Source organism: Veillonellales bacterium, from assembly GCA_039680175.1.
Taxonomy (GTDB): Bacteria; Bacillota; Negativicutes; order JAAYSF01; family JAAYSF01; genus JBDKTO01.
Map to the genome: position 1 here is coordinate 1 of JBDKTO010000021.1, position 24895 is coordinate 24895.

24 protein-coding genes are annotated in these 24895 nt (G+C 46.8%); 7 read left to right on the forward strand and 17 right to left on the reverse strand.

All coding sequences use genetic code 11. The annotated features are described in order from the left end of the window. The 5 genes from ABFC84_03115 to citD form a co-directional block, all read right to left on the reverse strand. On the reverse strand, positions 1–224 hold a 224-nt coding region (locus ABFC84_03115), incomplete at its 3' end, for an aldolase/citrate lyase family protein (GenBank protein MEN6411740.1). Positions 225–277: 53 nt separating this feature from the next. After that, complete coding sequence (locus ABFC84_03120) at positions 278–1252, reverse strand: cytochrome b/b6 domain-containing protein (GenBank protein MEN6411741.1); 975 nt, start codon at positions 1250–1252, stop codon at positions 278–280. Positions 1253–1267: 15 nt separating this feature from the next. After that, positions 1268–2893 carry an FAD-binding protein gene (locus tag ABFC84_03125; protein ID MEN6411742.1) on the reverse strand — a complete coding sequence of 542 codons (1626 nt, stop codon included), beginning with the start codon at positions 2891–2893 and terminating at the stop codon, positions 1268–1270. Between the two features lie 11 nt (positions 2894–2904). Next, complete coding sequence (locus ABFC84_03130) at positions 2905–3585, reverse strand: 4Fe-4S dicluster domain-containing protein (protein ID MEN6411743.1); 681 nt, start codon at positions 3583–3585, stop codon at positions 2905–2907. A 38-nt stretch (positions 3586–3623) separates the two neighbouring features. Next, positions 3624–3905, reverse strand: coding sequence for a citrate lyase acyl carrier protein (gene citD / locus ABFC84_03135; GenBank protein MEN6411744.1), 282 nt, complete (start codon positions 3903–3905; stop codon positions 3624–3626). A gap of 168 nt (positions 3906–4073) precedes the next feature. Between citD and ABFC84_03140 the strand changes: the two genes are divergently transcribed. Beyond that, complete coding sequence (locus tag ABFC84_03140) at positions 4074–4949, forward strand: LysR family transcriptional regulator (GenBank protein ID MEN6411745.1); 876 nt, start codon at positions 4074–4076, stop codon at positions 4947–4949. A 121-nt stretch (positions 4950–5070) separates the two neighbouring features. Here the strand turns inward: ABFC84_03140 and ABFC84_03145 are convergent, their stop codons facing one another. From ABFC84_03145 to ABFC84_03155, 3 genes are all read right to left on the reverse strand, one after another. Continuing rightward, complete coding sequence (locus tag ABFC84_03145; protein MEN6411746.1) at positions 5071–5361, reverse strand: 4Fe-4S dicluster domain-containing protein; 291 nt, start codon at positions 5359–5361, stop codon at positions 5071–5073. Next, a complete protein-coding gene (locus tag ABFC84_03150) occupies positions 5358–6641 on the reverse strand; it encodes an FAD-dependent oxidoreductase (GenBank protein MEN6411747.1) in 1284 nt (427 codons plus the stop codon). Before ABFC84_03150 ends, ABFC84_03145 begins: the two co-directional genes overlap by 4 nt. A gap of 162 nt (positions 6642–6803) precedes the next feature. Further along, positions 6804–8015: an NADP-dependent isocitrate dehydrogenase gene (locus ABFC84_03155; GenBank protein ID MEN6411748.1), complete on the reverse strand. Its 1212-nt coding sequence runs from the start codon at positions 8013–8015 to the stop codon at positions 6804–6806. A gap of 354 nt (positions 8016–8369) precedes the next feature. On the opposite strand from ABFC84_03155, the gene ABFC84_03160 reads away from it, so the two are divergent. Beyond that, positions 8370–10346: a methyl-accepting chemotaxis protein gene (locus ABFC84_03160; protein ID MEN6411749.1), complete on the forward strand. Its 1977-nt coding sequence runs from the start codon at positions 8370–8372 to the stop codon at positions 10344–10346. Between the two features lie 231 nt (positions 10347–10577). Here ABFC84_03160 and ABFC84_03165 read toward each other — a convergent pair whose 3' ends face one another. From ABFC84_03165 to ABFC84_03185, 5 genes are all read right to left on the reverse strand, one after another. Then, positions 10578–11822 carry an SEC-C metal-binding domain-containing protein gene (locus ABFC84_03165; protein MEN6411750.1) on the reverse strand — a complete coding sequence of 415 codons (1245 nt, stop codon included), beginning with the start codon at positions 11820–11822 and terminating at the stop codon, positions 10578–10580. 165 nt (positions 11823–11987) lie between these two features. Further along, entirely contained in the window at positions 11988–13148 is a 1161-nt protein-coding gene (gene nrfD, locus ABFC84_03170) for an NrfD/PsrC family molybdoenzyme membrane anchor subunit (GenBank protein MEN6411751.1), read from the reverse strand. Beyond that, positions 13138–13980: a 4Fe-4S dicluster domain-containing protein gene (locus tag ABFC84_03175; protein ID MEN6411752.1), complete on the reverse strand. Its 843-nt coding sequence runs from the start codon at positions 13978–13980 to the stop codon at positions 13138–13140. Before ABFC84_03175 ends, nrfD begins: the two co-directional genes overlap by 11 nt. A 16-nt stretch (positions 13981–13996) precedes the next feature. Further along, positions 13997–15529: a [FeFe] hydrogenase, group A gene (locus ABFC84_03180; protein MEN6411753.1), complete on the reverse strand. Its 1533-nt coding sequence runs from the start codon at positions 15527–15529 to the stop codon at positions 13997–13999. Between the two features lie 185 nt (positions 15530–15714). Then, the gene (locus tag ABFC84_03185) at positions 15715–16116 is read right to left on the reverse strand and encodes a helix-turn-helix transcriptional regulator (protein MEN6411754.1); all 402 of its coding nucleotides are present in this window, start codon (positions 16114–16116) and stop codon (positions 15715–15717) included. Between the two features lie 637 nt (positions 16117–16753). On the opposite strand from ABFC84_03185, the gene ABFC84_03190 reads away from it, so the two are divergent. The 4 genes from ABFC84_03190 (at position 16754) to glgC (ending at position 20375) form a co-directional block, all read left to right on the forward strand. Beyond that, positions 16754–17299, forward strand: coding sequence for a hypothetical protein (locus tag ABFC84_03190; GenBank protein MEN6411755.1), 546 nt, complete (start codon positions 16754–16756; stop codon positions 17297–17299). Positions 17300–17357: 58 nt separating this feature from the next. Next, a complete protein-coding gene (locus ABFC84_03195) occupies positions 17358–18545 on the forward strand; it encodes a diguanylate cyclase (GenBank protein ID MEN6411756.1) in 1188 nt (395 codons plus the stop codon). An 85-nt stretch (positions 18546–18630) separates the two neighbouring features. Next, entirely contained in the window at positions 18631–18864 is a 234-nt protein-coding gene (locus ABFC84_03200) for a hypothetical protein (GenBank protein MEN6411757.1), read from the forward strand. Positions 18865–19142: 278 nt separating this feature from the next. Further along, positions 19143–20375 carry a glucose-1-phosphate adenylyltransferase gene (gene glgC / locus ABFC84_03205; protein ID MEN6411758.1) on the forward strand — a complete coding sequence of 411 codons (1233 nt, stop codon included), beginning with the start codon at positions 19143–19145 and terminating at the stop codon, positions 20373–20375. 53 nt (positions 20376–20428) lie between these two features. On the opposite strand, the gene ABFC84_03210 is transcribed toward glgC, so the two are convergent. The 4 genes from ABFC84_03210 to ABFC84_03225 all read right to left on the reverse strand — a co-directional run bounded on the left by ABFC84_03210 (position 20429) and on the right by ABFC84_03225 (position 23506). Then, complete coding sequence (locus ABFC84_03210; protein ID MEN6411759.1) at positions 20429–21466, reverse strand: beta-eliminating lyase-related protein; 1038 nt, start codon at positions 21464–21466, stop codon at positions 20429–20431. A 1-nt stretch (position 21467) separates the two neighbouring features. Then, entirely contained in the window at positions 21468–21920 is a 453-nt protein-coding gene (locus ABFC84_03215; GenBank protein ID MEN6411760.1) for a DUF188 domain-containing protein, read from the reverse strand. Beyond that, entirely contained in the window at positions 21917–22045 is a 129-nt protein-coding gene (locus ABFC84_03220) for a hypothetical protein (protein MEN6411761.1), read from the reverse strand. Before ABFC84_03220 ends, ABFC84_03215 begins: the two co-directional genes overlap by 4 nt. 153 nt (positions 22046–22198) lie before the next feature. After that, positions 22199–23506: an MFS transporter gene (locus tag ABFC84_03225; protein MEN6411762.1), complete on the reverse strand. Its 1308-nt coding sequence runs from the start codon at positions 23504–23506 to the stop codon at positions 22199–22201. A 574-nt stretch (positions 23507–24080) separates the two neighbouring features. Here ABFC84_03225 and ABFC84_03230 point away from each other — a divergent pair. Next, entirely contained in the window at positions 24081–24881 is an 801-nt protein-coding gene (locus tag ABFC84_03230; GenBank protein ID MEN6411763.1) for an inositol monophosphatase family protein, read from the forward strand. The last annotated feature ends 14 nt before the right edge of the window (positions 24882–24895 follow it).

A 24895-nucleotide genomic window follows, 5' to 3' on the forward strand; every position in this document is an offset into this window, starting at 1 on the left:
TAGCCGAAATCCGTATTGACATGATTGATCCGTACCCCGACTTCGCAGGGATAGTCAATCGTTTTCAGCGCCTCGCAAACCAGATGCCGGGCGGCATCTTTTTCGGTGATAGCTACCGAATCCTCCAGATCCAGCATTAAGGTATCGGCGCCGTAAATGCCGGCATTGGTCAGCATTCCCGGATTATTGCCCGGCACAAACATCATCGTCCTACGCAATCTCATAACTTCTCCTCCTCTTCACAACCTTTACACATTCCTTACTATAATCGGCCTGATTATTTAACTTCCGACGCAGCCGGCGGCTGCAGCGTACAGCAGCCGGGCTTGCTTTGTTCGATTTGCTTTTGATCACAGGCATAAGAATCCCGGAAAATCTGCCGGCTGCGCTGCCAAGCCCGCATAAACAATTTGCGGCCAAAATGATAAATAAAACTGATATCAATTACACGAGCGGCGAGCGTGTGAATCAAAATAATTTGCTTGAGTGACGCTGCATCCATACTGCTTTCCCAGCCCCAGCGCATAATGCCGCTTACGCCTAAAACAAGCATGGAACCCAAAACCACAATATACCATGTCTTTTGCCCGGAATTATATTCCCCTTCAAACGGTCTTTTCGCTTTAGTGAACACTGATTTGACGAAATCTTTCCACCAGACGATATCCCGCGATCCCAGCGAGGTAATCGCTTTCAGCGTACGGTTGAAATGATACCTGTCGAAGAGAAAAAACAAAACAGGCGCTAACAGCCACATAATGGCACCCAGCTTATGAACCGCACTAGCCTGGAAGGTAAAGAACGGCGACCAGTCAGTTCTGGAATGGTAAATCAAAATTCCCGACATCGCCGTAACAATATAGGCGAATCCCAGCCACCAATGCACCATTCGTTCCGTTATTCTATGCCGGTCGGCCGTTAATTTAATAGCTCTGTCAACCTGGGGACAGGCATGTATGCACTGGTAGCACCGCAGGCATTTATCGTCGACAATGGTTTCGAGATACAAGGAGTTCCGGTTTGTCTGGGATTGAACATGATCCAATTCCCGCAATATCACCGGGCAGGCGTCGACACAATTGCCGCAGGCGATGCAGGCTTTCTGCCCTACGAGTCCCTCACCGCCGTCCAGCAGATTATTCGGGGATATTCCCCCGGACAGCAGCCGCATCTTGGCAACAGGCGACCAAGCCGTATCCAATATATTGGTAATCAAATCCCGGTTTTGGGGCAGCATTTTTAATCCTGGCATATTTTCACCCCCTCGCTATTTTAGCGTTACTTGTTTTATGTCTTCCCGCATATAATTCGGCAATAGCAGCGGCGACTCAACGTCATTACTGATGCCCAGCTGCTCCAGCTGGTGATTGTACTCTGTAACATGCTTCAGCGTCAGCTTGCCGACTTTACGTTTTTTGGCAAATTCCGCTGCTCTTGTACCGCTCCTGCGGCCAAAGACAAAAATATCCAGCAGAGAATTCCCCCCCAAACGGTTTATGCCCTGAACACCGCCGGAAACTTCGCCGGCTGCATACAGCCCGGGGATACAGGTTTGCGCATAGGGATCAATTTCAACCCCGCCATTTTGATAATGCTGTGTCGGGAAAATTAAGATCGGTTCTTTCCGAACATCAATGCCATACTCGCCAAACCGGCGGACAATGCCGGCAAACATTCTGTCCAGCTTACCGGCATCGCCGCGAATGTTGATCAGCGGCGTGTCCAGCCATACTCCCTGCGTTCCCATCGGGGTTATAATTCCATTGCCCCGCTCCTGAACCTCCCGCAGGTTGGCTGAAGACACGGTATCCCTGGTTTCCAGCTCATTAATATACCGTTCCCCGTTTTTATTGACCAGTTGGGCGCCATTGCCGCGGCAGGCTTCGGTAATCAACTGTCCCAGCATTTGATGCGGCCACATTGCGCCGGTGGGATGATATTGAATGGCCTCCATATTGAGCAAATTTGCCCCGGCACGATAGGCAATCACCAGTCCGTCGGCCGTAGCGCCATAATGATTGGTGGTGGCAAAATCATTGGGATGCAGCCGGCCGATGCCGCCGGTTGCCAAAATCACTGCTTTGGCTCTCACAACGTAATATTGTTTCGTTTCCATATTTAACAGAATCGCACCGGAACAATTCCCCTGATCATCCATCAGCAATTCGATTGCCGGACTGAATTCAAGGGTCGGAATTTGCCGGTTATACATTTCATCTCTGAGTACACGCATAAATTCCATACCGCTCAAATCCTTGCAGGAATGCACCCGCTTGCGCTGGTGTCCGCCGGCAAAAGAAACGACCAAATCCCCGTTGGGATGCGTATCAAACATACAGCCTAAGCCTTTGAGCCATTCTACGATCAGCGGTGCGTCATGGACCAAAGCGCTGATAACATCCCGCTTGTTTTTAAACCGGCCGCCGCCCAAAGTATCCATAAAATGCCGTTCCGGTGAATCAATTTCCTTTGTGGCTGCGGCAATACCGCCTTCCGCCATGATGGTATTGGAGTCGCCGACACGCAATTTAGTCGTAAGCATTACCTTGGCGCCATTCTCCTGGGCCAGCAGCGCCGCAGCAACACCGCCGCCGCCGCCGCCGATAACCAGCACATCCACGTCATAATCAATTTTGTTTAAATCCACTTTGTCCGGATCGAGACGGCTCTTTGCTTCCAAAAGCTGAACCAGCTTAAGCGTTAATTTTTGCCCTTTGTTCGGTCCTAAATGAACTTCAGCATTAGCCGACGCCCGATAGTCCGGATGATGGGCGTGGAGCAATTTCTCTCTTTCGGCAAAGGGAAGGCGGGGTATTTCCTGTTTTAATCGAAAGTCCCGTGTTTCGTTCAGTTTTTTAATGGACTCTTGCATGCTTGCAGGATAGCCTGACATGAACATCCCTCCTAAATTTTCTCAAAGTCCCGTTGATCATATAGTTTTTTCAATTGTTCTTCACTCATATTTGCCAGCTTTTTTACCCCATTATCAAACTTGCCGTCTCTGATCTCCTTCGTACGGGCAAGCAAGTTGGCCGGCATAGGACGAACATACTTGGAATAGTACCGGCGGATAAAAAGAGCTATATTATGCGGCACCAATTCGCCTGTACACCTTGACGCACACAAACCGCACATCAAACAGTCAAAGGATAATTCCGCCGCTGTTTTCCAATCCCCGCGCAGCGCCGCTGCTATATAATCAATGGGACGCAGCCCTTCCGGACAAGCTTTGGCGCAGGCGCCGCAGCCGACACATTTCTTGATTTCCGGAAACAACGTCAACAGCGTCTCTACCGGGTCTTTGATGTCTTCAATATTATAAGGTGTCTTCGGATTGGGATAAAACGGGATTTGCGTCAGATGCATATTCGGTTGAACCAAAGCCTGACAAGCCAAACCAAATCTTAACTTATAATCGCCTGCCAGCCGATAGGCAGTTCCGCAAGCGCCGCAAAAACCACCCCTGCAGCCACAACCGCGAATGAACTTATAGCCAATCCATTCCATGGCCGTCATAATGGTAAGTCCTTCGGGGACGTCATAGCGCTTTCCCATTACATAAATGGGTATTAACTGATCACTCATTTTTCTTCCTCCCCATCACATTTACTTGCATGATTGGTTTACTGCCGGACTACAGCCATCGCGCGTTCAATCGCTGTATTCATACGAGCCCTGATTGTACAGTCCAAAGCCCCTTTGTCATTGACTACGACCATGGCATCCGTAATCTGATAGCGCTGCAACGCTTCCCGGATTACGGCTTTGATTTGATGTCCGTATTGCTGCATAGTCGGACTCTCCAGTTCAATTGCGATTCCATCACCTTGCTTTGCCGGCGCAACCGTGATAAAAACATCACTCGATTCAACCGTGCCGGCCTGACCTGTTTTTTCAATTAACATGTCGCTGCCTCCCTTGTAAGAATGTATGATTGTTTCTAAAGCAAACAGAAATGCTTGTTTTACTTTTAAGAATATTCTATAATGTAAATAGTAATAATAGAAATATTTGATTTTTATCTTATGCAATCAACTCTTTTTATAATGTTACAGTATAAGGAGATAGAAGAAATGGACAGTAAGGATTGGGAAATATTAAAAACTGTCGCCGAAGAAAAAAACATTACCAAAGCCGCCGAACGTCTGTATACTTCACAGCCTGCTCTTACATACCGTCTAAAAAATATGGAAAAAGAATTTAACGCTAGAATTCTAATTCGTACCTCCAGCGGAATATTGCTTACCTCCCAAGGTGAGCAGCTGCTCGAATATGCTAATGATATGCTGCGGAAAATGATGAATATTAAAGACCGGATATGCAATACAGCAGGCAAAGTACATGGCTCGCTGCGTCTGGGAGCATCCTCAAGTTTTTCCCATTATCAGCTGCCCTCGCTTCTGGAAAAATTCATTGCCCTGTATCCTGATGTGGAAATTTCTCTCAAAACCGGACTCAGTTCTAAAGTTCACCGGATGCTGCAGCAGGAGGAAATAATGGCAGCCATTATCCGGGGAGACAGCAATTGGCAGGAAGAGCAGTATTTACTGTCAGAAGAGCCGATTTGCCTGGTCTCGCTTCATCCACTTAAACTCACCGATCTGCCGTCCCGTCCCCGGATTGATTTTAAAACCGATTATTCCTTACAGAACATAGTGGAAACCTGGTGGCGGGAGAATTTCTACCGGCCGCCTTTAATCAACATGTTTGTCGATAATATTGACACCTGCCGCCAATTAGTTCTCCGCAATCTGGGCTGGGCTATCTTCCCGGGAATCGGGCTAAAAGAACATGACAACCTGTATGTACGGCCGCTGCATTTTAAAAGCGGTGAGCCGCTGACCCGACGTACCTGGCTGGTATGCCGGACATCTTCTTTAGAATTATCGGTCGTCCGTGCCTTTGTCGATCATGTACGAAGTTATACCAAGACATCCCTCCTAAAATAGAAAAAGTCCGCCGGGACAAAGCAGCAGTTCACCCAGGCAGACTTTTTCTATTTTTGCAATAACAGCGGGATTTTTGAACCGCGAAGACATGAAGAAGCCGAAGCGGTGGGGATTCTTCCCCCTACCCCTGACGGTAACTCACTCCCAGCGATCCCCTGGGATATCTCCATTCCACAATGCCGCCGTTTTTACACACCGCCCGGCAGGTGCCGCATTCCAGGCAGCCGGCATAGTCAAAATGAAGTTCGCCTTTTTCCAGCGTATAAAGTACGGCCGGACAGACCAACAAACAGGGCTTATCGTTACATTTTGCGCATTTCTCCTTATCAAGAACAATATGCGCCTGTTTTTCATCGACCTTAATCCGATCCAAATTAATCAAATACTCTATCGTTTCCTTTTTTACCGTCATATCGCTCTGAACCCCTTCCAGCCATCGGCCAATAAGTTTTTAATGCCTACATGCTGTTTTGCTATCCGCAGCATGGCCGTATTGATCTTTTCCGGAACATCGCCGCTCACTGTAAACATCTGCCCGGCCATAGCATTCATCATGGTTGGATAAGTGCTTGCCATGCGGGGATTCTGCGTAATTTCCGGCCAGCCGGCATAGAGCCGCATCGTAGGTATGACGTTTAACCGTTCCAGTTCCTTCTGATAAGCCGGTCCCACCGCTTCCGGCGCCGCCGCGGTAATCACAGCCTGAGCCGCCGCTATACCGCTGAGAATCGCCAGATCAATACCTCGTAGAATCGTACCCGTATTCACCACAAAACCGGCGGCGTCGCCGACTACCACTAAGCCCGGCCGGTAAAGCCGCTGCGGCACTCCTCGCCAGCCTGCCTCCGGCACGAGATGCGCCCCGTATTCGATCGTTTCTCCGTCGCCTAGCAGCGCTTGCAGTGCCGGATGCATTTTGAACTCCTGAAACACATCGTAGAGCCGCAGTCCTTTTTCCGCCACACTGTCCGGATTCAATACCACCCCCAGAGAAACCGACTCTTTATTCGTATATAAAAAACCGCCGCCAATGATTCCCTGCGTCCCTCCCAGGATGGTTCGCGCCACTCCCTGACCCGGGTTCAGATTAAACCGTCGTTCAATCGCGGCCGCAGGGAGTGCTATGGTTTCCTTTACCCCCACTCCCACACTGTGCGATGATACCTGATTTCGCAGACCGGCCTGTTGGGCAACCAGCGAATTTACGCCGTCGGCCGCTACCACAGTATCCGCATACACTACATCGTCTCCGGCTCTGATCCCGACAACCTGTCCGTTTTCTATCACTAAATCGTCGACCCGGATGCCGTCAACCAGCACCGCTCCCTGCTGCTCCGCATACGCTGCAAACCAGTCGTCAAAGTTACCCCGCAGCACCGTATAAGACTGGGGGATATCCTCTGCCAGTTCTGGATTGTAGTAGTCAACCGACATGGCGCTTGTGTCACTGAGCACCATCACTTGCTCCCGCACCACCGGCCGTTCCAACGCCGCCTTTTTATGAAGACCCGGTTCCACCAGCTCCAGGGCATACGTGTAAACCCGTCCTCCGGTAAGATTCTTACCGCCAACCTGCTTGGCCCGGTCAATCACCAATGTTTTTTTACCCGCTTTAGCCAGCTTGCAGGCACAGGCAATTCCTGCCGGTCCCGCCCCAATCACGATCACATCAAAACGATACGTCTCTGCCATAAAATCACCCCTTATTGTTAATTATTGAACAAACCCTATATAGCACAATAAAGCTCCCGGTTAACCCGAAAAGCTTTATTGATTATAAGAAAATATATACCGACTATTTTCATTGTATATATCATATACAGTATATGGTTTTAACCCGAGCATATACCAAAATCATAAAATTTTCAACAATCGTTTGTTGACTTCTCTTAAAAAAGCCTCTGTGGTTACCACCCTTTTATGTTTAACCGTTGACAGGTTTGCAAGATCCCCTGTGATCACACCTTCCTTAATTGTCTGAATAACAGTTTTTTCCAGATCATCAGCAAAAAGAATCAAAGCGATAATGCCATCAAGTTCGCCGCGTTTCCGTAATGCTCCGGTCCAGGCAAACAAAGTAGCTATCGGATTCGTCGATGTAGCTTCGCCCTTAAGATGCCGGTAATAATGCCGTTGAACCGTACCGTGTGCCGCTTCGTATTCATAACAGCCTTCCGGCGACACAAGCACGGATGTCATCATTGCCAAGCTGCCAAAAGCACTGGAAACCATATCCGACATTACATCGCCGTCATAATTCTTGCAGGCCCAAATCATTCCGCCCTCGGACCGCATGAGCCTGGCAACCGCATCATCAATCAGGGTATAAAAATATTTAATATCAGCCGCCGCAAATTTAGCCTTGTACTCCTTATCGTACAGTTCCCCGAATATATCTTTGAAAGTATGATCGTATTGTTTTGATATTGTATCTTTGGCAGCAAACCACAAATCCCGCTTTTGCTCCAGGGCGAAGCTGAAGCAAGCCTTGGCAAAGTTCGCTATCGAATTATCCGTATTATGCATGCCGAGAACTACACCGGGACCTTTAAAATCATGAATCGTCTGTTTTATAACTTCGCCGGTTTCACTGGTAAAGGCAAGCTCGGCTTTGCCTTTTCCCGGAACTTTATATTCAACATCTCTGTACAGATCACCATAAGCATGCCTGGCGATAGTGATTGGCTTTTTCCACGTTTTCACGAAGGGCTCAATACTGTCAACAATAATCGGCGTTCTGAACACGGTTCCGTCTAAGATTGACCGTATTGTACCGTTGGGACTTTTCCACATTTGCTTGAGTTTGTATTCCTTTACCCGCTCTGCATTTGCCGTAATGGTCGCACACTTGACGCCGACACCATATTTTTTTATAGCGAGCGCCGCCGCCTCCGTCACTTTGTCGTCGGTCTGATTTCTGTTGTTAAGCCCAAGATCGTAGTACTCCGTCTTTAATTCTATATATGGCTCCAGCAATATGTCTTTAATCATTTTCCAGATAATCCTGGTCATCTCATCGCCATCCATTTCAACTAATGGCGTTATCATTTTAGCTTTTTCTCTCATATTGATTTTCCTCTCCCTGCACGTTATTATAATCACTGCTGATTTTCTCTATACAGATTTTACTTTTTCAAAGAATATTCTACAACAATCCCAGAATAAAAAAAAATAATAGATTTTTATGTAATCCATTATTTCTTTTTATAAAGCCTGGAAAATTTAAGGGAGGTAATTCCGGTATGTTATAGAATTTTTTAATTGTTGAGATAAAAATTAATTATTTTTACTATTTTTAGTATTATTATAGAATATTTGTAAAAGTAAAACAATTACTTTTATCCGCTCTGCATTGCAGTACCAAGCTAATGTGCCCTAAGAAATACCAAAAATCGCACGACTATATGAGGGAGGCTAACAATGAAAAGTATTCAAACGAAGTTAACGATTACCATTCTTGTTATTTTTCTAGTGGCGATGAGTATTTTAGGCGGTCTTAACTACTGGAAAGCACGTTCAATTATCAGCGAAAATTTAAACACGGATATTGCCCAAAAAGCGGAAAATTCCGCTAATGACGTAGGGGACTGGCTGAAGGCCCGGCAGGCGGAAATGCAGATTATGTCGGCTGCCCCTATCGTCCAGAATGGAAATTTTGCTGAGATCGCGCCGTTTTTGATCAATGTTTCTCAAGCCGATAAGGCATTATACGACAGCATCGGCTATATCAAGCCGGATGGTACATATATAAATTCAGGAGGAAAGCAGGGCAGTTTGGCTGACAGAGACTACTTTCAACAGGCGATTAAGGGACAAGCCGTTATTTCCGATCCGGTCATTTCCAAATCTACCGGCAAACCGATTGTGCCAATCGCTATACCCGTCAAAACGAATGGCGTGATAAGCGGCGTGATTTATGGTTCGGTCAATATGGACGGACTCAGTAAAAAAGTACTGGATGTTAAAATTGGTCAGACGGGTTACGCCTTCGTTGCGCAGGGAGACGGCCTGAGGATTATCCATCCGGACAAGGATGTTGCGATGAAAGTGAACCCGCTCACCGATAGCGCTACTGATCCGAACCTTAGGCAGGTTTCCGAACGTATGTCGCGAGGTGAAACAGGGTTAACTGCCTTTGCATACAAAGGAGCTGAAAAAACGTATGCTTTCGCGCCTGTAGCCGGAACAAAATGGTCTTTGGCACTAGGCGTACCAACAGCAGAAGTAACAGGAGCAGTCTCCACATTAAGGAATATTTCATTAGTGACTATCGTTATTGTATTAATCCTAGCTGCCGTATTCATTATAGGGTACGCCCGCCGCATTGCCAAACCGATTAAAGCGCTGGCGGCGGCGGCCAACCGCATTGCCGGCGGCGACATTTCCCAGACGAAGCTGGATATCCATTCTAATGATGAGATTGGCCTGTTAGGTCAGAGCTTCGAGCAGATGACGCAGAACTTACGGGAGATCATTCAGAAAGTCCAGGGAGCCACCGAGCAGGTATCGGCTTCATCGGAAGAGCTTACCGCCAGTTCGGAGCAATCGACTCAGGCAGCCAATCAGATTGCCGTCTCGATTACGGATGTGGCTGCCGGATCCACTGCGCAAATGGAAGCGGCCAACGAATCTTCCGCTGTAGTGGAACAGATGTCGGCTAGTATTCAACAGATAGCCGCCAACGCCAATCAAGTAGCTGATCAATCCGGTCAAGCGGCCGATAAGGCGAAAGAGGGCGACAAGACGGTGGAAAAAGCGGTCAATCAGATGACCCAAATCGAGGATACCGTCAACACCTCCGCCCAGGTTGTAGTCAAGCTGGGCGAACGGTCAAAGGAAATCGGCCAGATTGTCGATACCATCTCCGGTATTGCCGGACAAACGAACCTATTGGCTTTAAATGCGGCTATTGAAGCCGCCCGGGCCGGTGAGCAGGGACGCGGTTTCGCGGTAGTGGCGGAAGAAGTACGGAAGCTGGCCGAGCAGTCGCAGGATGCAGCTAAAAAGATTGCCGAGCTCATTGGAGAAATCCAGGGAGAAACCGATAAAGCGGTTATCGCTATGAATGAAGGTACACAGGAAGTCAAAGCGGGAGCCGACGTGGTCAATGCCGCGGGAACTGCTTTCCGGGAAATTATGAATGTAGTGACCCAGGTGTCTGACCAAGTGAAAGAAATTTCAGCGTCTATTCAGCAAATGGCTACCGGCAGCCAGCACATCGTTAATTCGGTTAGCAAAATTGACGAACTTAGCAAAAAATCAGCCAGCGAGTCACAAAGCGTCTCGGCTGCTGCCGAAGAACAGCTGGCTTCGATGGAAGAAATCGCATCCTCCAGCCAGGCACTGGCAAAACTAGCTCAGGATCTGCAAACTGCTGTAGCCGGGTTTCGGCTGTAGCAGGAAAAAGGAGATGGGAAGAAATGTTTAAGAAACTTAGCCAGTTCGTATTGCAATTTCTGGGTGTTCTTGCCTATCCCTTTATATTTGTTATTGCGGTTTTGACGCTTATTTGTTCACCTATCCTCTGCTTTTTTAGAAATATTTTCCATTTAATCCGACCCAAATAATTTCTAAACAAAAGGTGGTATAAACCGCTTTAATAGCTGTTTATACCACCTTTTGTTGAATTTACTCTATTGTATCTCTGCCGCAGCATTTTTTATATTTTTTCCCGCTGCCGCAGGGACAGGGATCATTGCGGCCGACTTTTCTGCGGGTTGCAAAGTCAAATACCTCACCCGGCTGGCGCTGTACGGCAAAAGGGGCTGATGGCAGCGGGTTTACATGCTGCTGTTCCGTTTTGAATATCTGATTTGGAGTATGCCCCCTCAGGATCCAGCGGCTGGTAGCATTCATCACCGGATTGATAACAGCAGTTATCTGCTGCACAGAGTCAAAGGAAGGAAACTCCAGCACATTTTGCAAATAATCGAACAGCTCCTGAACCGGAGCATCGGCGCGAATTAAATCCATGAACCCGCCGATCAGTTCTTCTATCTCCGCCTTGCTGATTTCATAATTCTGCTTGAGGAACTGCCGGAAGCTGTGAAGTTCCGGTGTCCACTCGATAAAATTCTCCTGCCCGGCTTCTAACAGCTGACTTTTGCTAAAGGAACGATAGTCGATATCCGGCCGTTTGTGCTGTTCTTTCACGATCTCTTTAGAATCTTCCACCCGTTCATCACAGTATCCTTCGTTGCAATATCGTATCCGCTGATAGTAGTCCATCGCATCGGCCAATACTTGAATGCATTCCCAGGGATCCACCGGTTTTTTGGTTAATTGTTCCAGCGTCTCTTGCAGCTTAGCAAACCCCATGACGCCGTAATAATAAAGTATACCATGGGTCAGCCCGATCCATTCGCTGTTTCGCTCTATTCTGGCTTCTACCTCCCGGTTAATCAGTTTCTCCGCCGGTGAAATCAGCTCCGCCGGCAGGCAGATAACTTTTTCTTCCTGCCGCAAGCCGGTAAAAATAATGCCTTTCCGGCGATAATATTCTACATCAGCTGCGATTTTATCATTGACCGGAAGAACCCCTCCCCGGGTAACTAGCTGCTTAAGCAGGTTAAACCGCTCCCGATCAAAAGTTGCTGTAATGCCGGTAAGCTTATCCGAAACCGAATCGGTAAAAACAGCAATCAGCTCATTTTTCCTTAAGGAACTTACCTTTTTTATATCCCATGTTCTGCGAATATCATCTAATTCTGCTTTCGTAAGGTGTTGCAGAAAATCACGATACGACAGGGTTGCCGGTAAGGGAGCCCAAAGCTGTTTTATATAATTTAGATATCGCCTCGCGGAGAAAGCCAGATATTTTTCAAATTTCCCCCCATCTTTACCCACGAAATTTTTACCCCGTTTTTCATCCATCGTCTTATCCTCCGTTATTGCCCAAAATAACCCATGCTTCCTTAACATTGCCGCTGACCGACCAAATGTTATGATGGTTATTATCGACTTTACCTACATATTTACTGCAAAAACGAAAAAATCCTGCAAAGCGAACTTGCTTTACAGGATTTTTTCGACAATAGCTCAGGCAGAATGTTTCTGCGTTCCTGCCGAAGCATTCGGTTTTGACTTGTAGTCGAGGATATAAAAGTTCTCCACAATAAAACAATAGCACAAACAACCAATGGCAATCAATCCGGCAGTAACCGAAAACTCCCAGAATGACGGAAAATAATACCCTTTAGTATGGGTGATCATGGATGTAAACGTCGTATTCAATCGGTTCAGTATAACCCCGAACGTCGTCAAGATTCCATATGCCAGCAAGCCCCCCCGAGTCAAGCTCCAACGGCTGAATACAATTACAATGGGAATCAAAACGCCCAGAATCAATTCGGCCAGAAAAAAATAGGACTGGATATTGCCGGCAAACAGCAGCGAAGCAGCGCCCCTGTCAAAAATATCATATAATTTCAAAATCAAATAAATAATCATAGCGCCGCCGCCGATCTGGGCCAACCCACGCAAAACACGAAGCGGCACATAATGATGAAACACCCTGCCGGATAAAATGGACTCAATGCAGACCATCGCCGGTCCGACAAAAAAAGAGGAAAATAAGAAGAAAATCGGCAGCAGTTCCGACCACCACAGGGGATAAACCTTATAGACTGCGATTAAAAACAGGGCGCCTAAAGAGGACTGATGCAACGTAGGCAGTATGACCCCGATAAACATCAGCACCGGAATAATTTTTTTGAAAAAGCGGTGCAGCCGGACGCCGATACGCTCCGTGACGATCTCCCCGAACTCCAGCACCTGGATCGTTGTATAAATGGACACGCACCAAAAAACTTCAAACAAGACGGAAGCATGCCCCCAGGAAATAAAAGGCCGCCAAAAATTAAACCATTGTCCGATATCCAAAAACAAACCGGCCATCACCAGAAGATAGCCCAGTAAAGAAGTCAGCATCGCTCCTCTGGCTACAGGATAATATTTCTCACGATGCAGAATATAGACAATAAAAGCAGTCGAATAGCCGCCGCCGGCCAAGGCCACACCGGTTAAAACGTCAAAAGCTATCCAAATGCCCCAGGGCCATTCGTCACTTAAATTAGTCACCGTGCCGAACCCGGTGATCAGTCGAAACAGCATCACACCAATACTAAAAAGTGCTATGGCCGTCAAAATATACCGGGAAGGTGTAACAGTAAAATTCCAGCCAAATATTTTAACTTTCATGATCTTCCCTCTTACCCCCAGTTTTATCAGGATTTTGCTCAGCCTTTTGAGTCAACCTGACCCTGCTCCTTTCTTTCGCCAGCCGGTTCCGCCGCTTTGTATAAAAAGATAAGGCCAGCAGCGCAGCTCCCCAGCCGGCGGCAATAACCGGTGTTTTCGTAACAAATTTATTGGTATACGCCGGCAGGGCTGTATTGGACATTCCCATTTTGAAGCCTAACTCCTCAAACGGCACATCGGACAAATACATCCAGGCCGTTCCACCGACTTCTTTTTCGCCGTAAATATAATCCACGTATTTGCTGTCGGCCGCAATTATTCGTTTACCCTCCGCCAACAGCTGGGACCTGTCGCCATATTGCAAGGCTCCTGTGGGGCACACTGAAACACAGGCCGGCGACTCGCCAGCCGCTATTTTTTGTGAACAGAACTGGCATTTTGTCACATGCGGTATCCGTTTCGACCACTCATATTTGGGAATATCAAAGGGGCAGGCAATCATGCAGTAGCGGCAGCCTACACACAAAGACGGATAATAGATCACGGCGCCGTCCGCATTGCGTTCCAGCGCCCGGGAAAAGCAGGCCGACACGCAGGCCGGTTCCTGACAATGGAAGCATTGCTGCTTTACATAGCGCCATACCGGCTCCTTGCGGGAATCGTCCACCGTGTGGAGCGATACGACTGTCCAGTTCAGATCATGGAGCTTGGCATCCGGTCCGGTATAGGGCTCGCAATTATTAAACTCCAGCTTATTCCACATCTTACAGGCGACTGCGCAGCTGCCGCAGCCGATACATTTCGTTAAATCAATGAGTACGCCTTTTGACACGGTTCCTGCACCTCCGTCACTTACGTTTTGGTGTTAACAATTGGCTGCGGTCGACAAAAGTCGTGTGCAACAGTTGTTCCGCCCTGCCGCTTAGCGGTTGGCTCAAATACTGGTCATACAGCTGCTGTACTTCCTGATTTTCATAACTGGCATGTTTTACCGCCATTTTTTCATCCATTGTATATAAAGCATCAATGCGGGCCTGGCGGACATCGTCGGCCGGAGGCAGCGAGGTGCGCGGCTGACCGCCGCCGCCGATGCAGCCGCCGGGACAGGCCATAAACTCAACAAACTGCCAGGAAGCCTCCCCTTTGCGAACCTTGTCCAAAATGATCCGGGCGTTTTTCAAGCCGTGGCATACCGCGACCCGCACCTCTCCCACGCCGGGGATACTGACAGCAGCTTCTTTGACGCCGTTCAAGCCCCGCACCGGGAACCAGCGGAGCAAATCTTCCGGCGGTTTTTGTCCGCTAACAAGATAGTAAGCGGTCCGCATGGCGGATTCCATCACACCGCCGGTAGCGCCGAAAATTACCCCTGCTCCGGTGGATTCGCCTAAAATCCGGTCATATTGAGCCTGATCAGGCAGTCCGTTAAAATCAAGCTGCTGCCGTTTCATCAATTTTGCCAATTCCCTGGTTGTCAACACTATGTCCACATCCCGCAGCTCCGGCTGCTGCAGCAGCCGGCCGGCGCCATTCATCTCCGGCCTTAAACACTCAAATTTTTTCGCAGTGCAGGGCATAACCGCCACCGACACGATATCCTTAGGCTGTAATCCCTTTTGCTCTGCATAGTAGGTCTTGATCACAGCACCCAGCATCTGCTGGGGTGATTTGGCGGTGGACAGATGTCCCAGCAGATCCGGATAAAAATATTCACAGAATTTCACCCAGCCGGGACAGCAGGAAGTAAACTGGGGAATATCCCCCCCTCGCCGCAGCCGTTCCAGCAATTCCGCCGCTTCCTCCCGAATCGTCAGATCCGCACTGAAACAAGTATCAAACACTCCTTCAAAACCAAGGGTTCTCAAAGCCGCGATCTGCCGGCCCTGAACAATGCTGCCGGCGGCCATGCCAAACTCCTCCCCCAGCGCCACCTTGGTGGCAGGCGCCGTCTGAACGACCACATGCTTGGAATCATCCGCCAGCAGCGCTTCTACCTGAGAAACCTGGTCACGCTCCGTAATGGCGCCCGTTGGGCACCACAGAGCACACTGGCCGCAATCCACACAGGTAATGTCATTTTTGATCGGCAATTCATAATAGCCGTAAATACTTTGCACATTCTGACAAACCTGCAAACACTGACCGCATAAAATACATTTCTGATCATCGCGGACAAGGGAGGGGTTATCAGCATCCAGAGGAATTCTGCCTTTAACCTGAACCGGCCAGCTGGCAGCCGCCCGATACTGCTGGGGCAGCCAGCCATTCCCGCCGATTGTCTCATTGGCGCAGCCAGTTATCGTCAGCGCCGCTCCTCCCAGTCCAAGTCCTCCCATTAGCTTAAAAAAGCTGCGTCGTGTACATTTTCCGTCTTTTTTCATGTTGTACCTCATTATAGGATTTAAAAATTAACAAACATAGGGCCCAATCACCGCTTTTGGGCCCTTATTGTTAAGGATAATATTCTTTTAATAAACAACAGTATATCGCAAATAGCCAAAATAATCAATTCTTCTACTGATTATGACATTCATTTTTTCGCATTTCCGTAATTTCAGGTTAAATATTATTTTTTAATTTCATCCGGCGATTCATCTGTTTCGGTTAATATCTCTAGGGCTTTTCTTTTTTGCGGAGAAAGTTTTTTTAATTTACGGGCAATCTGTAACAGCTCCGGATCCTCATGCCATAGATTGGGCGAATTCTCCCGCCGCATGTAAATAGAAGAATATTCAGGATATTCTTCCTCAATAGCCAGCAGCAAAAGCTCCAGCACATGTACACCCAATCCCAGAGAAATTTTTTTCAATGAATCAACTGTGGGTCTGGCTGGTTTATGCGTTCTGGGATCATACCCTTTTTCCAATGTATCAATTAAAGTATGACTTACTCCGCATCGTTTCGCTAAATCACGCAAAGACTCATTGCCGCGTTTTTCCCGAATAAAACGGCCTAATTTGTTCTCCATTCGTTTACATCACCCGGTTTCATTGTAAAGCAACTCATGACAAAGTTTTGTTGTTTATGATTGACATAGCTGTCGTCGTTGTTTATAATGTACATTGTGTAGTATGGTCAGTATAATAATATACTATGAATCCCCTCTTTATTTTTTTCAGACAATATGAAAATACTTATTTTGTCTGCTCTATAAGCAGCAAAATATATCTTAACCATTGCGCGCGTATCTGCTATAACGAACTAGTGATTTTTACTGCCATTATCAAGCAAGAACAGTCTGTGCTCCTAAGATTGCTTCGTCGTACCTCCTCGCAATGACAAATCACCCTCGCAGCAAGCATAAACACGCTGCTGTCATCGCGAGAAGCGATAGCGACGCGGTGATCTCTGCGGCCATAGACGCTTCTTTGTCTGATTCCTTCCTGCCTGTTGCGATGAGGTACTGAGCAATCCGCTTAAAAAACATCAGACCGGCTTCACTATCACTTGCTATGACAGGTTAATTTTCAACTCGCTGCTCATGCATAAAAACTTCCCAAACATTTTGTACTTCATAAACAACATAGCGGCCTTTATAAAAAAAAATTCCCCTGATTCCTGACGGGAGCGGCGTAAGAATTCAAAAAACAGAGGAGCAGCATGTGGTGGTAAGAAAAATAGCGATGGCTAAAAAATCAAAAATTGCGGTAGCGCTTCTTGGCATAATTGTTTGTTTAGCCGCTGCGATTATTGGTATTCATTACATCAGCCGCCCCGGCAAAGCTTTTATCTCCGAAAAAAACGGCCTGAATTACATGCATTCTCAATGGGAAGTTTTAATGGAATCAGCCGACACGGCATGGGACACAAGCTGGAATGCCTCTATCCGGTCCGCACCCTCCAACAGGGTAGTACGGCAAAAACTGCTGCTTAGTCTGTCTGATTTGCGAAAAGCAGAAAAAGAACTGCATTTGCTGTTTGAAAATCATTATGCGGAATTCTCCCCGGCCAATCAGGCAATCTTACAACAGATTCTTGAAGATTCTTTAGTAAGTGTGCATACGCGAAAAGAAGCAATCGAAGCCGTTTTAACGATTCAGGATGACAATATCTATCTTTTTGAAGTAATTAAGAATATGCCGGATGTGAACCTGCAAGGGGAACACTATCGTAAAACCGCATTGAAGCAATGGGAAAAATTAAAACCGTAATCCTCTTATGCGAATTTTACAACCTGCCCCTCCTGGAATATCCTTAAAGAGGAAAACAATGAAACAATTTATGTCAATTCGCAGCCAAATGAGCATCTTGATGGGAATTACTCTGTTTCTAATGACCAGCATGCTTGGTTTAATTATCTACCAGTTCGAAGAAATCAGCACCGCTTATCAAGACACACTTTCTACCTTACTAATGCGAACCACATCTCTGCAGAAATCCCAGGACAGCTTTAATCAAAGTATAACTGCTTTGCACAAGTATATTACCTATTACGATAAAAAATACGCAGCCGATACCTTAAAATTGCTGCGGCAAAGTCAGGAAGCAATCCAAATATCCGGCACAGCCATAACAGCATCAGAAAATACACAGCCATGGATAACTCTGCAGTCGGCCATATGCACGTATCAGGAAGACATCCAGAGATCCCTCCCTTTGCAAAGCGCCGATAAACCTCTTTCAGCTACCTCCCTGCTAGCAGCTGAAAGAAACATGGATAACGCCGCTGCCTTGTTTGCCGCTGCCAGAACAGCCCAAAACGACTTCTTTCAGCAGCGTATTGACCAACTGTCGGCACAGCGGTCTGCCATGTTTAAAATAGGGGTAAGCTTTAGTGTGTTCACTATCATAACTATGCTCGCCTTGTTCCTCTGGTACAGCCGTCAATTAAACGATCACAGAAATATATTAGAAAAATTATCTTTTATTGACGGATTAACAAATATCTCAAACCGGCGTCACTTTGATGAAGCAATAAACAGAGAATGGAAGCATGCCTTAACCTATAATGATTTCATCTCCATTATTTTAATTGATATTGACTTTTTTAAACAATATAATGACTTTTACGGCCATTTACAGGGCGATGAATGCCTGCGTACAGTAGCAAACGCCTTAAAAAAATCATTGGCACGCTCCGGAAGCATGGCAGCAAGATACGGCGGAGAAGAATTTGTGATATTATTACCGTCAACTCCACAATCAGAAGCAGTGAAAGTGGCAGAAAAAATAAAAGAAGAAATTGAATTATTAAAAATCGTTCATCCTTTGTCAAACGTACATTATTATTTAACCGTAAGCATGGGAATCGCCGCTTTAAGGCCAAAAAGTACGCTTAATCCGACAGACTTGCTCGCTAAGGCTGATTCCATGTTATATAAAGCAAAAAAAGAAGGCCGGAATAAAATTGCAGTAATAGAACCGAATTTCCCTATCAGAAAATCAAGTCATAAATGATTCCCAAAAGCAGGAAAATGGCATATAAGGTACGAATATATATTGTAAAATATAGCAACGCAGTTTTTTATTAGGAGGGCAGAAGATGAACTTGTTAAAAGTAAAAGCAATGGCAAAAACTCTTGGAATCAAGCCGGGAAAACTGAATAAAACCCAGATTATTCAAGCGATCCAAGTTCAGGAAAACAATTTTCCCTGCTTCGGAACAGCGAAGAATTTTTGCGACCAGCAGGAATGTCTCTGGCGGCAGGATTGTCTGGCATCCTTGAAAGCGCCAGTTCCTTCTAAGAAAAAACAAAGCTCGCGTCGCGTCCGTTAAAGCGGTGACACGCGCCGTGATATCCACAAGGTATAATTTTTCATTAAAGGGAATCCTTGAATAACACTAAGGGATTCCCTTTTGACTTTATTAATAGTGCCGGTTAGTTAATTTTCCTAAAAAAATAATAAAAAGCAGGATTTTTTATTATTTGTCAGAATATTTAAATTACAATAAGTTTAATAAGTTATTTTACTGCAGCTTCACTCTAAGGGAGGTGCATAGCGAAAAAAATAATAGTCTTTGCCTGAAAAGATTTGATACGAGGAGGGAATAGAATGAATACTCTATTGTCCACTGTTTCACGAAACGCCATTGCCATGGTTTTGGCAGGCGGCAAGGGAGAGCGGCTGAATCCCATTACGTTAAACCGGCCGAAACCATACGTTCCTTTCGGCGGTAAATACAAAATCATCGATTTTGTCTTAAGCAATCTATTTAACTCCGGTATCAAAAAAGTCTACGTTCTGACTCAATACAGAGCGTATTCATTAAATAAGCACATCAAGGATTCCTGGGCAAAATGGGTCGGTCTGGGAGATTTTTACGATACCATATCGCCGGAAACGAACAATCTCGGCGAAGAATGGTTTAAGGGGACAGCCGATGCTATTTCGCATTTTATGCGGATACTCGAAGCAGCCGATACAGAATATGTGATCATCTTCAGCGGTGATCACATTTATAAAATGGATATCAGCCAGATGATCAGTTATCATATTTTAAATAAGGCGGATCTCACCCTGGCAGCCCTTGAAGTTCCCGTTGAAGAGGCAACACGGTTTGGTATCTTTTCAGTCGATGAAACTTCCCGGATCAAGGCTTTTGAAGAAAAGCCACTGAATCCTGCCACGATTCCCGGCAGGCCAACCTGCTTCGCATCCATGGGAAACTACATTTTTTCCCGGAAAAAACTGATTGAAGTATTAAAGGAAGGCAAAAAGCAGCACAATGATCTTGATTTTGGCAAACATGTTATTCCCCTGATGCTGGACAAGGGAGATAAAGTGTTTGCCTATAATTTTTCCGACAACGTAGTCCCCGGCATGGAAGAAAAAGAACGGGGCTATTGGAAAGATGTAGGCACCATTGACTCTTATTATGAAGCGAACATGGATCTGATCCATGTGGTTCCCCGATTGAATCTTTATAACTACAAATGGCCGGTTATTACAAATCAGGGTAATTTTCCGCCTGCTAAAACGGTTTTTGACGAAAATAACCGGCAAGGACAAACCATCAACTCTTATGTCTGCGGCGGCTGCATCGTCAGCGGCGGTACAGTGCGCCGGTCCATCCTGGGGCCCTGCTGCAAAGTAAACAGCTACAGCTTGGTGGAAGACTCGATTTTATTTGAAAATGCGGAAATCGGCCGCTATGCAAAAATCAAAAAAGCCATCATTGATGAGAATATAAAAATTCCTGAAGGGATGGAAATTGGCTACAATTATGATGAAGACCGGCAAAGGGGCTACACAGTTACCGACTCCGGCATCGTCGTTGTAACCTGAATCCCCGCTTTAACTGGATACTAAGAAAAGCATCAGTTACAAACTAATTTTATTTAAACAGTTTCGCCGGCTGCCTTTTCCATATCCGCAATAAAGGCAGCGACCGCTGCCTGCTTTGTCGCCCAGGAAGTGACCAGGCGAACCGCCGAATGCTGTTCGTCGACTTGTTCCCATAAATAGAAAGAATACTTCTCATGCAGCTTGTCGATCAGCCGGTTGGGCAGAATCGGGAATATCTGATTGGACGGAGAGTATGTCAGAAACGAATAACCGGCCCGGCTGACGGCCTCCCGCAGCATAGCCGCCATATTATTGGCGTGTTTTGCCAAGTCGAAGTATAAATCGTCTCTAAACAGCTCCAAAAACTGGATGCCGAGAAGCCTGCCTTTGGCAAGCATTGCTCCTTTTTGCTTCATATAATAGCGGAAATCCGCTTTCAGTGCATCCCGGCAGATTACAAGGGCTTCCCCGATAAGCGCGCCATTCTTGGTTCCTCCGATGTAAAAAGCATCCGTCAGCCCGGCAATATCCGAAAGTTCCAAATCGTTGTCTGCACAGCAAAGAGCCGAGCCTAACCGTGCACCGTCAATATACAGCAGCAGATTATTTTCTTTGCAGCACAGGCTGAGTTGTTCCAGTTCCTGCCGGCTATAGACCGAACCGATCTCCGTTGGATCGGAAATATAAACCAGCCTTGGTTTCACCATGTGCTCATCAGCGTGGCTATCGGCGACAGCCTGAATCTGCTCGGGTCTTAATTTTCCGTCCTTTCCTTGGACAGAGATGATTTTGTGTCCCCCAGCTTCAATCGCGCCTGTTTCGTGAACCAGGATATGGCCGGTATTGGCGGCGATCGCCGCTTCATGCGGCCGTAAAAAAGCGGACAGCGCCGTGAGATTCGTCTGTGTTCCGCCGGATAAAAGATGAATATCAATATCGCTTCGCTTGATTTTTCGCTGCAAGATTTCCACTGCTTTTACTGTATAACAGTCCTCGCCGTAGCCGTCAAGCTGCTCCAGATTGGTTTCAAGCAAGGCTTTTAGTATTCTTGGATGTGCTCCCTCACTGTAATCATCCTTAAAACTATACATGCTATGCGTTGCTCCTTTCAATGATACGATCAATTATTTGTTGTAATCCTGCCGTGAACTTTTGATCATCTTCGCCGGTACGTTTACTCGGTCCTTTTGTTCTACCGCCGCCGCGCCGAAACTTTGCCTTGATTTCCCGTTCCTCCATTAAAAACTCTATGTTATCAGCACGATATTCCCGGCCGACCGGACTAAGGCAATAGGCCGGCTTCCCCAGGGCCATCGCCGCCAAACCCCAGTCCTGAGTTATGATAATATCGCCCGCCTCGGTCAGATTGATTACCTTAATATCCGCTTCCTGGGAAGCGCTGCCGACAATAACGTGATGATCCGAACTAATATTATGATTAAAACTTGCCACCGTCCAAACCGGGATCTTATATTTTTTGCCAAATTTGATGCATAACTGCAACACATTTTTCGGACAGGCATCCGCGTCCACAACGATTTTCATAAAACTTCATCTTTCTCCGTCTTTTCCGCAATGAATTCCGCAAAAATCTTAAGTGAAGTCGTTGCGCAGTTACGGCCTCCCTGCCGGTAATAAGCATGAACCCTCAAACGTATCATTTTTTGCATAATAATATCGCCTTTCTTATCTAACTTATTCCCCCATTATATACCTGGAGATTCATGTGCGCCAGCAGTCAATTTCGCTCCGTTTCTGCCGGTAAATAAAACAGCCTGAGCGGCCGCCGCCGTTCAGGCTAAAAGAATCGTTGTTCTTTACAATTATACAGCTTTTCCTTCTGCTAAGCCGGCGGCAAGATCAGCGTCTGTTTGCCGGATAAGCGGACGTTCCGGCCTGACCAGAAACCAAGCGATCATCCCGACAATGGCAAAGGCGGATGTTGTAATAATAGCCGATTGCCAGCCGTAATGGGTTGCTATCCAGGCAGTAAGCGTCGGTGCCGCAACACCGCCAAGGTTTCCCCAGAAATTCATCCAGCCGGAAACGGACCCGGAAAACTTGCCGCCAAGATCAATACAGGCCGCCCAACCGGCGTTAAACGTCAAGCCAAGAGAACCGAGGGATACGGTCAGCCAAAAAACATTCAGCGTCGGCGTTGTGGCAATAGCGCCAAGATAAAGAGTTACACAGCAGATTGCCAGCCCAACTACCCCGGACAGGGTGCGGACTTTATATTTCGATGCGCCTTTGGCAATCAGCTTATCACTGAAATAGCCGGTGACGAAGGTAACAAGGCAAAGTGCGGCCCAGGGAAAGGAAGCGGCAATCCCCATCTTCTGCAGCGAAAAATTTTGCGCTTCCATCAAATACAGCGGCAGCCAAGCCAAAAATACATACATAATATAATCGGTGATAAAAAATTGAATGCCAATGGCCCAAAACTGGCTGGAACCGAGAAATCCCCGCCAAGGCGCCATTTCTTTTTTCGGCTGAGCCGCTTTGACGGTTCCTTCTTCAATATAGTCAGCCTCGGCCGCGTTGACAAATTTATTTTCACGCGGCGATTCGGTGGCAAAATAGTACCAGGCTAACGCTAATATAAACCCGATAATACCAAAAATCACAAACACGGACCGCCAGCCGAAAGCCAGCATCAAAGCCACCGTTGCTGCCGGACCGACCACCGGGCCGAAAAATACTCCGCCTAACAAGAAGGAGGCGCCCCGGGCCTTTTCGTTGGGATTAAACCAACGGTAGACAAACCGTCCAAAAGAAGGAGCCAGCGGACCTTCGCCGATACCGAACAAAGCCCGGACTGCGGCAAACATGGTCAAACTACTGCAAAAGGCCGTTAAACTGGTAAAAACCGACCAAAAAGTCGCCGCGACCGTCACCACCAGCCGATGGCCGAACAATTCGGACATGATTCCCCCGGGGATCTGCATCAGGGAATAACCGACAAAAAATACCGTCTGCAAGAGTCCCATATCCATTTTAGTAAAAGTAAACTCCCGCATGATTTCCGGCGTTGCCACGGATAAATTGACCCGATCCATATAAGAAATGAAACAAATAAGAAACATGAGTACTGCTAAAGACCAGCGAAACCGAGAAGCTTTGGCGTTCATAGTAACCTCCTGAAAATGTAATTTGTTCTGCAGCGCAACTTTGGTAAAAGATACCCGGCAGCATTCCTCCTTTTGATTGTGGCAAACAAAAAAACCCCTTATCCCCATAGAATAAATCTAAGGGGCAAGAGGTTCATCTCGCGGTACCACCCTTATTAACCGTCTCCAACAGACAACGGTCTTCTCGTCAGGTCAAACAACCCTAAGCAAATAACGGTTGCACTCGTTTGAGCCGAGTCCGGCGCAGCTTACTTAGCAAGGGAAACTCCCCGCTGTTGAGCCTTGCAGTTCGGGAGTGATTAGGCTGTACCGTTCTGTTGCTGGCTCGCACCATCCGCCAGTTCTCTGAAAACGCCACGGTAAACTTGTCTCCTTCATTACCTTTTATGGTCAGTGTTCAATTTTAAAATATAATGTAAAGTTGTAAACTTGTAATGTATACAGTATAATAAATCAGAATTGTTTCGTCAAGCCTTTTATCAAAAAAATATGCGTTCCTTTTTCCCTTACAGGAAAGACGAACCGGACAGCGAATAAATACTAAGTTATCACGATTCAGCAGGAGGCAGCCAGCATGACGGATCAAGAATTATTAAGCACACTGGAAAATATAAAGGGCCTTGCCGTAAAAGCAGGGAAAATCCAAATAGAAAATCTGGGGCGATCCGATTTAGAGATCATTACGAAATCTTCTTCGATTGATTTAGTAACAGAAGTAGACAAAAAATCGGAAAAATGTATTCTCCAGTTTATCGGAGAAAATTATCCTTCCCATAACGTTCTCGCTGAAGAATCAGGCATATCCTCCGGTCAGTCTGACTATCTTTGGGTGGTTGACCCCCTGGACGGAACAACCAACTATTCCCAGGGATTACCGATCTTCTCCGTTTCCATCGCTTTACAATATAAAAAGGAGACGGTTCTGGGAATTGTCTATGCGCCTGTACTGCGGCAGATGTTCACTGCCGTCAAAGGGCACGGCGCTTATTTGAACGGCAGTCAGATTCATGTCTCCGCCAAAAAAGAACTGTCGGCCAGCGTTCTGGCCACCGGCTTCCCTTACGACCGGGCTTCTCATCCGGTGAACAATCTGAATTACTTCAGCGCCCTGGCCCGGAAAACGCGGGGCGTCAGACGCTTTGGCTCGGCGGCCTACGATCTGGCCTCGGTAGCTGTAGGCCATTTCGACGGATACTGGGAAATGAACCTTTCTCCTTGGGATGTCTGCGCCGGGATTTTACTGGTACAGGAAGCCGGCGGCGAAGTTATTTTCTTCCGGGAGGACCGAAAAATCTCCCTCATTGCAGGCAATAAGAATATCTGCCGGGCAATACAGACGGAAATTATCCATACGGATCAAACTGCTGCCAAATAGTAGCCTTAAAAATC